The sequence below is a fragment of the Pseudomonas aegrilactucae genome (assembly GCF_019168305.1).
GTDB lineage: Bacteria > Pseudomonadota > Gammaproteobacteria > Pseudomonadales > Pseudomonadaceae > Aquipseudomonas > Aquipseudomonas aegrilactucae.
Genome location: NZ_JAHTBI010000101.1, coordinates 21318 through 32272, shown reverse-complemented (window position 1 = coordinate 32272; position 10955 = coordinate 21318). Strand labels below are relative to the sequence as shown.

At 64.4% G+C, this 10955-nt stretch carries 10 protein-coding genes and 1 pseudogene; 6 read left to right on the top strand and 5 right to left on the bottom strand.

Annotated features, from left to right (window positions below; all coding sequences use genetic code 11):
- Positions 1–29 precede the first annotated feature (29 nt).
- Positions 30–2402 (bottom strand): penicillin acylase family protein, encoded by a 2373-nt coding sequence (locus tag KUO17_RS23390; RefSeq protein ID WP_217977954.1) that lies wholly within the window; start codon positions 2400–2402, stop codon positions 30–32.
- Between the two features lie 38 nt (positions 2403–2440).
- Positions 2441–2993, bottom strand: a pseudogene (locus KUO17_RS23385) (DUF6436 domain-containing protein).
- Between the two features lie 204 nt (positions 2994–3197).
- Between KUO17_RS23385 and bipL the strand changes: the two are divergent.
- Positions 3198–4127: a phospholipase BipL gene (bipL, locus tag KUO17_RS23380; RefSeq protein ID WP_217977953.1), complete on the top strand. Its 930-nt coding sequence runs from the start codon at positions 3198–3200 to the stop codon at positions 4125–4127.
- Here the strand turns inward: bipL and KUO17_RS23375 are convergent, their stop codons facing one another.
- Positions 4128–4877 carry a DUF2059 domain-containing protein gene (locus KUO17_RS23375; protein WP_217977952.1) on the bottom strand — a complete coding sequence of 250 codons (750 nt, stop codon included), beginning with the start codon at positions 4875–4877 and terminating at the stop codon, positions 4128–4130.
- A gap of 114 nt (positions 4878–4991) precedes the next feature.
- Here KUO17_RS23375 and KUO17_RS23370 point away from each other — a divergent pair, with 114 nt between their 5' ends.
- Both KUO17_RS23370 and KUO17_RS23365 read left to right on the top strand, forming a co-directional pair.
- A complete protein-coding gene (locus KUO17_RS23370) occupies positions 4992–5624 on the top strand; it encodes a 2OG-Fe(II) oxygenase (protein ID WP_217977951.1) in 633 nt (210 codons plus the stop codon).
- Positions 5611–6114, top strand: coding sequence for a 2-thiouracil desulfurase family protein (locus tag KUO17_RS23365; RefSeq protein WP_217977950.1), 504 nt, complete (start codon positions 5611–5613; stop codon positions 6112–6114). Before KUO17_RS23370 ends, KUO17_RS23365 begins: the two co-directional genes overlap by 14 nt.
- Here KUO17_RS23365 and KUO17_RS23360 read toward each other — a convergent pair.
- Positions 6111–6614, bottom strand: coding sequence for a transporter substrate-binding domain-containing protein (locus tag KUO17_RS23360; protein WP_217977949.1), 504 nt, complete (start codon positions 6612–6614; stop codon positions 6111–6113). The genes KUO17_RS23365 and KUO17_RS23360 overlap by 4 nt on opposite strands.
- A gap of 230 nt (positions 6615–6844) precedes the next feature.
- Here KUO17_RS23360 and KUO17_RS23355 point away from each other — a divergent pair, with 230 nt between their 5' ends.
- Positions 6845–7318 (top strand): DUF4399 domain-containing protein, encoded by a 474-nt coding sequence (locus KUO17_RS23355; RefSeq protein ID WP_217977948.1) that lies wholly within the window; start codon positions 6845–6847, stop codon positions 7316–7318.
- A gap of 118 nt (positions 7319–7436) precedes the next feature.
- On the opposite strand, the gene serA is transcribed toward KUO17_RS23355, so the two are convergent.
- Positions 7437–8666, bottom strand: a complete 1230-nt coding sequence (gene serA / locus KUO17_RS23350) for a phosphoglycerate dehydrogenase (protein WP_217977947.1) — start codon at positions 8664–8666, stop codon at positions 7437–7439.
- A gap of 172 nt (positions 8667–8838) precedes the next feature.
- Here serA and KUO17_RS23345 point away from each other — a divergent pair, with 172 nt between their 5' ends.
- A complete protein-coding gene (locus KUO17_RS23345; protein ID WP_217977946.1) occupies positions 8839–10236 on the top strand; it encodes an FAD-binding oxidoreductase in 1398 nt (465 codons plus the stop codon).
- Positions 10237–10277: 41 nt separating this feature from the next.
- Positions 10278–10943, top strand: a complete 666-nt coding sequence (locus KUO17_RS23340; RefSeq protein WP_217977945.1) for a fumarylacetoacetate hydrolase family protein — start codon at positions 10278–10280, stop codon at positions 10941–10943.
- Positions 10944–10955 lie beyond the last annotated feature (12 nt).

Here is a 10955-nt window from a genome sequence, read left to right as displayed (position 1 = left end):
GCTTGCCAGCGAAGGCCGCAGCGCAATTTCTAGGGCACCAGCCGCAACGTCCCCTCTGTCTCCCCCGCCAACCCCATCAGCGCCCGCTGATACTTCCCGTCGATGTAATCCTGCGCCTGATCGGCATAGTGCTTGTCGAACAGCACACCGCTCTGCCCGACCGGGTTGATGCTCAGTGCCGTCCCCGCATCGGCGAAGTCGATCAGGCGTCGCGTCGACGGCCCGTAGGTCACAGGCCAAGGCGCCGGGCCCAGTTTCGACGACAGGTTGTTCGGTACCTCGTGTGCACCTGGCGCCGCGAACGGCCCCACGTTGAACAACAGGTTCAGCGGCTTCTGCAGGCCCAGCGGATGCGCGTGGGTCAGGGTATGCGCCTTGCCCCACTGCCAGCGGGCAGGGTCGTCGCCGAAGGTCGTGCGCAGGTGCGCCAGGGTGTTGTCCCAGGCCAGCTTGATCACCGTTTCCCGGTCGCTGTGCGTGTTGCTGCCCTTGCGCGCCCACCACTCTGCGTCCACGTCTGCCGCCAGCCTTGGCAGCAACGTATCCACGGTGCGTGTCGACAGCAGTGTCTCGAACCATTCGTCCCCGAGTTCGTCCTGCAGGGCGGCCCGGGCGAACTCGTAGAGGAACTGCTTGAACAGCGTGGCGCTGGTCGACTCCACCGGGTAGTCGCTACGCCATCCGGCCAGTTGCTCGACCAGTTCGCGCTCGTGCTCGTCGGTCACCACCTCGCGCAACACCGACAGCACCGGCGTGAGGAAATGCGACCCATAGGCGGTCGCCGTGTCCAGTTGCAGTGCCTGGCTGTTGTGCAGGTCCCATTTGACGTTGGGCGAGGCGAGGTTGGTATTGATCTGGCGGCCGCGATCGGGCGGGTTGTAGTAGCCGGGGATGACCCTGCCGGTGGGCGACACCGGCTGGAAATTGGCCGAGACGATGTAGCCCGCCTTCGGGTTCTCCTGCTGAGGGTTGGCGCTGAACGGGTAGAAGCCGAGCTTGTCGGCCTGCGCCGTGCTGCCATCGAGGATGAATGCGGGGTTTACCCCTTGTGGACGAATCGGCAGCTGCGCCGCCGCCCACCAGCCGATGTCGCCGCGTGCGTTGGCCCATACCAGGTTGAGCCCGGGCGCGTGGATCTTGGCCGCGGCCGTGCGCATCCGCTCCAGCGTGTTGGCGCGGTTGATGTCATAGAAGGCTTCGAGGATGGGGTTCTCGGTTTCCAGGAACGCCCACCACATCGCGATCGGCGTACCGGTGCCGTGCCCGCTGACGGCGGTATTGACGATCGGCCCATGGGGCGAGCGGCGCAGGGTGATGGTGCGCGGCGCCTCGCCCTTGACCTTGATCTGCTGCTGGCTGGAGGTCAGGTCCTGCCACTGGCCGTGGATCTTCACCTGCTCGGGGTTGTCGGGGTTGACCTGCTCGGCGATCAGGTCGAGGTCGTCGTTCTGGAACATCGTCAGGCTCCAGCCGAACTCCCGGTTGTGGCCCAGCGAGGCGAACGGGTTGAGTGCCTGGTGATAGCCGTACAGGTGAAAGCCGGGTGCGGTCAGCTCAGCCTCGTACCACACCGACGGCACCGAGAAGCGAATGTGCGGGTCGCCTGCCAGCAGTGGCTTGCCACTGGCGGTGAGCTTGCCGCTGAGTGCCCAGGCATTGCTGCCCTCGAACTGCGGCAGCCCGGCATCGCCCAGTGCCTGGTGGCTGACCCGGGCGATGCGGCTCAGGTCGCGCCAGTCGGCGGCGGCCAGGTGCGGCGGGGTCTGTACCGGGCCTTGCGGGTCCCACTCCAGATCGAAGTCGCTGAGGTAGTACTTGCCCAGGTGATCGCGCACATAAGTCAGCAGCGGCTCGGTGCGAAACGCGGCGGCGAAGCTGTAGGCCATGAAGCCGGCAATGCTCAGGGTGTCCTCGGCGGTGAACGGGCGTGGCGTGATGCCGAGCAGGTCGAATTCGATCGGCTTGGGGTGCGACGCCTGCCAGGCGTTGACGCCCTCCAGGTAAGCCTGCAGGGCCAGCCATGCGGGGGCCTGCCTGTCCTGGCGCTGGACCATCAGCGCGGCCTGTTCGGCAATGCGCAGGCTGCGAAACAGCGTGTCGGTTTCCACCAGCCTGGGGCCCAGCACTTCGGCCAGCTCGCCTTTGGCCAGGCGCCGGGTGATCTCCATCTGGAACAGGCGGTCCTGGGCGTGCACGTAGCCCAGCGCGCGGTACAGGTCGGTCTCGTTCCGTGCCTGGATGTGCGGTACGCCGCGTGTGTCATAGCGCACGCTGACGGGGGCTTGCAGGCTGGCCAGGGTGACCTCGCCGTCACGTTGTGCCAGCTTGCCGTGCACATACCAGTAGCCGCCGCCGGCCACGGCGGCGATGACCACGGCGAGGAGGGTAAGGCTGCGTTTCATCGAGACTCCTTGTGCTGTGATGATGCCCGTGTCGGGCGCTACCAGGGACAGTAACAGCCCACGGCGAGCGTGTGGGTGACGCTGACCGCGCGCCCCTGGCTCAGTGCCTGAAGGATAGGCTCGATGAAGCTGTTGCTTGAGTTGCAGGTGGCGCCTTCGCTGTAGGGGCCGAAGTAGGCCAACTGGCCGTTGCGATCCCAGATCGCCACGGCAGGGCTGGCGGGCAGGTGTTCGGCGCCGGGCAACGCGGGCAGCGGCTCGAGGGCGCCGAGGGGGGGCGGGCAGTTGGCCGCGGGTGCCGGGCTTTTGCACGACGTGGAAGGTGACGCCCTGCGGGGCGAAGTGTTCGACGAGTTCGGCCAGGTGCTGCTGGTTGCCGACATTGCACGGGCAGGCCGGATCCCAGAAATGCACGACGCGGATCGGGCCGGGACCGGCGAGGGTGTCGGGCAGGCGCAGGTGATCGCCGGCGAACAGCGCGGTCTGGTTGTCGAAGGGGCGCAGGTAACGGCTCTGGAAGCTGTCGTAGGCCCACCACAGGCCGGCGGTGCACAGCAGCAGGGTGAGGCCGGTCAGCAGGTGGCGGGGCATCGGGATTCCATTTCGAGACAGGTGTGGGCCCTTTCGCTGGCAAGCCAGCTCCCACAGGGATCGATGGCGTGCACAAATCTGTGGGAGCTGGCTTGCCAGCGAAAGGGCCGGAACAGACAACAAAAAAGTCACCTAGCTTGCCACGCCGCCGCCAACAGATGAATATCCCGGATCAATCCTTTGCCCTGTGTGTGGAAACCCTTTATGCCCGCCTCCTTCGACCCCGACTCCCTGCGCGCCAGCCTGCAAGCGCTGGCCAAGCGTCAGCCGTTGTCGACCCAGGCACAGGCGTACCAGCACTTCTACAGCCTGGACATACCCGGCGCCGAAAGCTGGCTGGGGCGTTTCGACAGCGCAGGCTTCGAGGTGGTTGCGCAAGTCTGGCTGCCCCCTGCGCCGGTGGCCACGCTGGTGCTGCTGCACGGCTTCTACGATCACATGGGGTTGTACCGGCACGCCATCGAATGGGCACTCAGCCAGCAGTTCGCGGTGATCGCCTGCGACCTGCCCGGCCACGGCCTGTCCAGCGGCGAGCGCGCCAGCATCGATGATTTTGCGGTGTACCAGCACGTGCTGCAGGCCCTCTTCGCGCAGGGCCAGGCGCTGCAACTGCCGCAACCCTGGCACCTGTGTGGGCAGAGTACCGGTGCAGCCATTGTGGTCGATCACCTGTTGCACCACGGCGCGAGCAGCCCCGCGCAAGGCCAGGTGATCCTGCTCGCGCCGCTGGTGCGCCCGCGCGCCTGGCGTTGGTCGAAGCTCAGCTATCAGGTGCTGCGCCACTTCGTGACCGGCATCGAGCGGCGCTTCAGCGAGAACAGCAACGACCCGACCTTCCTGCCGTTCCTGCAGGCCGACCCGCTGCAGCCGCGGCGCCTGCCCACCGCCTGGGTCGGCGCGCTGATGGCGTGGGTCAAGCGTATCGAGGCGGCACCGCGCAGCCCGCGCCAGCCCCTGATCGTCCAGGGGCAGTCCGACATGACCGTGGATTGGCCGTACAACCTCGAAGTGCTCAAGGCCAAATTTACAGAGCCGCAGATCCTGCTGATGCCAGAAGCGCGTCACCATCTGGTCAACGAGCTGCCGGCGATTCGACGCGACTACTTTGCCTTCATCGACCAGCGCCTGGGCTGATCACTTGAGGTCCGAGGTGCTCTGGCCCACGGCCAGGCCTGCGCGAATCGCGGCCAGGGCGGCCGCATAGTACGCCTTGCCCTCAGTCGACTCGGCAAAGCTGGCGAACTCGTCCAGTTCGGCATCCGACAAGCCGCGGTACACATACAGCAGGGTGTTGTTCAGGTCGGCTTCAATCTGTTGCATCAGGCGCTGGCGCTGCCCGTCGAGCATGCTCTGGGCCTGACCACCACCCAGCAGGCCAGGGATCATCTGGCTCAGGCTGTCCGCTGCCACGCCGGCAATCGCCAGGCTGACTTCGGCGCCGGCTTCGCGGGCCGGCAGCGCCTGGGCCAGGTGGCCGATGATCAGCAGGCGGCTGTCGCTGGCCTGGATCTTGGGCAGGCCCTTGGCATTCTTGGCCAGTTGGTCGCGGCGCGTGGCCAGCAGTTCGGCGGCGACGATCTTGCGCCCCAGCGGCGACTGGAAAAATGCCAGCGCAGGCTTGGGGTCTTCGAGCCTGGCGCGCAGTTGCGCCTCGGCGCGACGGTCCACCGACGTGGCCTCGAAGCGCTGGTTGCTGTTGTTGACCAGCGCCTGATAAACCGCAGGCGGCAAGCTGCCACGGTAGCGCTGTTGGGCGGCATCGAGGGCGTCGGTAAAATGGGCGCGCTGCTCTGGCCACCCGGTGACCTTGTACAGTTGGTCGTAGGTATCTGCCCAGACAGGCGTGGTGCAGATCATCAACAGCAGTAAAAACAAGCGGCGCATTCAGGACTCCTGTCGGCAGTGCGCTATTGTCCGTGGCACGGCGGGCCTTTGTCGAGACGCCATTGCATACTCTCGGCCAAGTGGCGCTGTCGGTTTTGCCGGCAGCTCGATACTATGCCGGGCATGCAAATACCCCTCGATCACCCCTCGCTGTCGTGCATCGTCGATGACCTGGCCACCCACGGCTGGTCACAGCAGACGTTTTTTTTGCCCGAGTCATTGACCCGGGCGCTGGCGGCCGAATGCCGCAAACGCGCCGCCGAGGGTGAGCTGGCGCCGGCTGGCGTAGGGCGCGGCCCTGCACAGCAAGTGCGCGAAGGCATTCGGGGTGATCATATCCAGTGGCTCGAACCCGGCGATGCAGACGCCTGCGATCGCTATCTGGAACTGATGGACAGCCTGCGCGAGGCGATCAACCGCGGCCTGTTCCTGGGCCTGGAAGACTTCGAGTGCCATTTTGCGCTGTATCCGCCGGGTGCCTTCTACCGCAAGCACCTGGACCGTTTTCGCGACGATGACCGGCGCACCGTGTCGACGGTCCTCTACCTCAACCAGGACTGGTTGCCCGAGCACGGCGGTCAGTTGCGCATGAGCCTCAAGGACGACGTGCAGCGCGACGTGCAACCGACCGGCGGCTGCCTGGTGGTGTTCCTTTCGGGGGAGGTGCCGCACGAAGTGCTGGCGGCCAACCGCGAACGCCTGTCCCTGACCGGCTGGTTCCGTCGACGTGGCAATGAGCCGTTCTAGCCTGCAAAAGGTGCTGGTCAGCGCCTGCCTGCTCGGCCAGCCGGTGCGCTACGACGGCCGGGCCAGTGGGCACCCCGACATTCTTCAGGGCTGGCAGCGCGAGGGCCGTGTGGTGGCGCTGTGCCCGGAGGTGGCAGGCGGCCTGCCCACGCCGCGCCCACCGGCGGAGATCCCTGGCGGGCAGGGGCGTGCGGTGCTGGAGGGCCAGGCGCAGGTGGTGACGGTGCAGGGCGAGGATGTCACGGGGGCGTTCGTGCAGGGCGCACGCCTGGCGCTGGCGCTGGTACAGCGCCATGGCATCGGCATTGCGGTGCTCAAGTCGGGCAGCCCGTCGTGCGCCAACCTGCTGACCTACGATGGGACGTTCAGCGGTACCAGGGTCACGGGCGAGGGCGTGACCACTGCACTGTTGCGCCAGGCCGGAGTGCAGGTGTTCAGTGAGCTGGAACTCGACGCGGCCGTGCAGGCACTGGCCGCGCTCGAAGGCTAGGGCGCCGGTGCCAGCGACGATTCGGTGGCAGGTTTTTCGCCCTGCTGCGCCAGCGCGGCCAGCCGGCCGTCGTCCTTGATGCGTTGCAGGGCATTGTTCACAGCGTTTTCAAACGCCGGGTTGCCCTTCTGGAAGGGCACGACAAAGGCTGCTTGCTCAGCCCCTTCGGTGTACGGCTGGCTGAAGTCCAGGCGTTCCTTCAGGTCCTTGCTGGGCGTGATCTGGTCCAGGGCAATGTCGTAGCGTCCGTTCTGCACACCCTCCAGCAATTCTGCCTGGGTGACTGCGACGAACTCGACCCCTACGTCCAGCTCCTTGGCCAGCGCCTGGCCCAGCCCGATCTCGAAGCCAGTCCACTGGCCGTCCTGCTTCACGTTGTTCGCCGAGTCGGCGTTGACGGCAATGCGCAATTCATTGCGATCGTTCACCTCGTCAATCAACTCGGCATGTGCCAACGGGCTGAGCAGGGCTGCAAGCACTACCCCAATGGTCAAACGCATCTACGCCCCTTACTTTTTCTTTGGCAGTGAAGTCCAGTCGCCGCGACTTTCTGTACCTGTTGCGGTCGAACAGTCTCTAGGACCGCACCGGGCCAAGGATGTTAGATGCCACGGGAAGTTTTTTCCGTGGCGTTTTTTCAAGCATGTCTTAACGCAATTGATCTATGGTAATGGCCTGTTGCCCCGGCATTCAGGGGTAAGCATTACCGATGTAATCATAGGAGAAGTGAATGAAAAGCCTGTTTTCACGTGCTGCCGTTGCTGGCCTGTTGATGGGCGTCTCAGCCCTGGCCGCCGCTGAAGGCCTGGTCAGCCAGGCGCCGCCCAAGGAGGCCAAGGTGTTCATCGTTTCCCCGGCCGATGGCGCGACGGTCGACAAGACCTTCACCGTCAAGTTTGGCATCGAAGGCATGGAACTCAAGCCGGCCGGTGATCAAACCCCGCACACCGGCCATCACCACCTGCTGGTGGACGTCGACAAGGCCCCGGCTGCCGACCAGGTGCTGCCGACCAGCCTGATGCCGGAAAACGGCCAGCCGCTGCCGGCCGGCCCGCAGGTGCTGCACTTTGGCAAGGCGCAGACCGAGACCCAGCTGACCCTGACACCGGGCAAGCACACCCTGCAACTGGTGCTGGGCGACAAGTTCCATGTGCCGTTCAAGCCGAGCGTGGAATCGCAGAAGATCACCGTGATCGTCAAGTAAATCGCAGGCATGAAAAAAGGCGACCCGAGGGTCGCCTTTTTCATGCAATCCCACAGGTTGATCACTGCTCTCGAGAGCGATGGGGTACCTGTGGGAGCTGGCTTGCCAGCGAAGCTTTTTAGAACAGCACGCGCGAGCGGATGGTGCCCTTGATGTGCTGCAACTTCTCTTGCGCCAGGTCCGAGTACTCGGCATCGACGTCGATCACTACGTAACCGACTTTCTCGTTGGTCTGCAGGAACTGACCGGAGATGTTGATCGAGTTTTCTGCGAACACCTTGTTGATCTCGCTGAGTACACCCGGAATGTTTTCGTGGATGTGCAGCAGACGGTGCTTGCCAGGGTGGGCCGGCAGGGCCACTTCAGGGAAGTTGACCGACGACACGGAGGTACCGTTGTCGCTGTACTTGACCAGCTTCTCGGCCACTTCCAGGCCGATGTTGGCCTGGGCTTCGGCGGTGGAACCACCGATGTGCGGGGTCAGGATCACGTTGTCCAGGCCGCGCAGCGGGCTTTCGAACTGTTCGTCGTTGGAGCGCGGCTCGACCGGGAACACGTCGATGGCGGCGCCGATCAGGTGCTTGTCCTTGATCGCGGCGGCCAGGTGATCCAGCTCGACCACGGTACCGCGGGCGGCGTTGATCAGGATCGCGCCCTTCTTCATCGCGCGGATTTCCTTCTCGCCGATCATCCACTGGGTGGACGGCAGCTCAGGCACATGCAGCGAGACGATGTCGGCCAGGCCCAGCAGCTCGTTCAGGCTGGCGACCTGGGTGGCGTTGCCCAGCGGCAGCTTGGTCAGCGGGTCGTAGAAGAACACCTGCATGCCCAGGCTTTCGGCCAGCACCGACAGTTGGGTACCGATCGAGCCGTAGCCGACGATGCCCAGCTTCTTGCCACGGATCTCGAAGGAGTTGGCCGCGCTCTTGATCCAGCCACCGCGGTGGCAGGAAGCGTTCTTCTCGGGGATGCCGCGCAGCAGCAGGATCGCCTCGGCCAGCACCAGTTCGGCCACCGAACGGGTATTGGAGTACGGCGCGTTGAACACGGCAATGCCGCGCTCGCGGGCTGCGTCCAGGTCAACCTGGTTGGTGCCGATGCAGAAACAGCCGACAGCGACCAGTTTCTTGGCGCAGTCGAAGACTTCTTCGGTCAGCTGGGTGCGCGAACGGATGCCGATGAAATGGGCATCGGCGATCTTTTCCTTCAGTTGCGCATCCGGCAGAGAACCGGTGAGGTACTCGATGTTGGCATACCCGGCGGCCTTGAGGACGTCCACGGCGGATTGGTGGACGCCTTCGAGGAGAAGGAACTTGATCTTGCTCTTATCGAGAGAAGTCTTGCTCATCTGCGTAAACCTGTGTCCCGGAGAAAAATGGCAGGGAAGTGAAGCTGTCGCAGTATCGGCCTTAAGCACGACCAGCGGGGTGCGTATGCTAGCATAGGCACCCCCGGATACGCCCATCCCTGGCACGTGAAGAGTGCTCAGGGTGACTATGAATTGTTCGAGAGTTCTGTTGATGACCGATCGTGCACTGGTAGATGAGCTGTTGACCCTGGTTGAGCCTGGCAAGGTGCTGACCGATGCGGCTTCCCTGGAAGCCTACGGCAAGGACTGGACCAAGCATTTCGCGCCGGCCCCGCTGGCTATCGTGTTCCCCAAGAGCACCGAGCAGGTCCAGGCCATCGTGCGCTGGGCCAACCAGCGCCACGTCGCACTGGTGCCCTCGGGCGGGCGCACGGGCCTGTCGGCCGCGGCGGTGGCGGCCAACGGCGAGGTGGTGGTGGCGTTCGACTACATGAACCAGGTGCTGGAGTTCAACGAGTTCGACCGCACCGTGGTGTGCCAGCCGGGGGTCATCACCGAACAGCTGCAGACCTTCGCCGAAGACAAGGGCCTGTACTACCCGGTGGACTTCGCCTCGGCAGGCTCCAGCCAGATTGGCGGCAATATCGGCACCAATGCCGGCGGTATCAAGGTGATTCGCTACGGCATGACCCGCAACTGGGTAGCGGGCCTGAAGGTTGTCACCGGCAAGGGCGACCTGCTGGAACTGAACAAGGACCTGATCAAGAACGCCACCGGCTATGACCTGCGCCAGCTGTTCATCGGCGCCGAGGGTACGCTGGGCTTCGTGGTCGAGGCCACCATGCGTCTGGACCGGGCGCCGAACAACCTCACCGCGATGGTGCTGGGTACGCCGGACTTCGACTCGATCATGCCGGTGCTGCACGCGTTTCGCGACAAGCTCGACCTGACCGCCTTCGAGTTCCTTTCCGACAAGGCCCTGGCCAAGGTGCTCGGCCGTGGTGACGTGCCGGCGCCCTTCGACACCCCGTGCCCGTTCTATGCGCTGCTGGAATTCGAAGCCAGCACCGAAGAGGTTGCCAACCAGGCCCTGGCCACCTTCGAGCACTGCGTCGAGCAGGGCTGGGTGCTGGATGGAGTGATGAGCCAGAGCCAGCAGCAGTTGCAGAACCTGTGGAAGCTGCGCGAGTACATTTCAGAAACCATCTCGCACTGGACCCCGTACAAGAACGACATCTCGGTCACCGTGTCGAAAGTGCCGGCGTTTCTCAAGGATATCGACGCGATCGTCGCCGAACGCTACCCGGACTTCGAAGTGGTCTGGTACGGCCACATCGGTGACGGCAACCTGCACCTGAACATCCTCAAGCCCGACGACATGAGCAAGGACGAGTTCTTCGCCCGCTGTGCCACGGTGAACAAGCAGGTGTTCGAGACCGTGCAGAAGTACAACGGCTCCATCTCGGCCGAACATGGCGTGGGCATGACCAAGCGTGACTACCTCACCTACAGTCGTTCGCCGGTCGAAATCGAGTACATGAAGGCGGTGAAGGCGGTGTTCGACCCGAACGGGATCATGAACCCGGGCAAGATCTTCGCCGCCCCGTGAACCCAGTCGTAGCGCCAATCACATCGTTTCAGGAGTCGGCAATGAACTATCAGCACCAGTATGTAGACGGCACGCGTACTCACCTGCCCCTGGGCAAGGTGGTGTGCATCGGGCGCAACTACGCCGAGCACGCCAAAGAGCTGGACAACCCGATACCGTCCGAGCCGCTGTTGTTCATCAAGCCGGGCAGTTGCGTGGTTGCGCTGGAAGGTGGCTTCAAGATCCCGGCCGAGCGCGGCTCGGTGCACTACGAGGCGGAAATTGCCGTGCTGCTGGGCAAGTCGCTGTCGCCTGCGCCGACTGAGGAAGAAGTGCTGGACGCCATCTCCGGCTTCGCTCCGGCGCTGGACCTGACCCTGCGCGACCTGCAATCGCAGCTCAAGGACAAGGGCCTGCCGTGGGAACGTGCCAAGTGCTTCGATGGCGCCTGCGTGCTGACGCCTTTCGTGGCTGGCAGTACCTTCGAGAACCTTGCTGATATCGGCATCCGCCTGACCATCAACGGCCAGGTGCGTCAGGACGGCAACAGCGGGCTGATGCTCAACCCGATCGTGCCGATGATCCAGCACATGGCCTCGCAGTTCTCGCTGCAGGCCGGTGACGTGATCCTCACCGGTACACCGGCTGGCGTCGGCCCGCTGAATCCGGGCGATGAGCTGGTACTGGAGCTGCCCGGCGTCAGTCGCTTCGAAGGCGCAGTACGCTGACCTGCCAGGTGG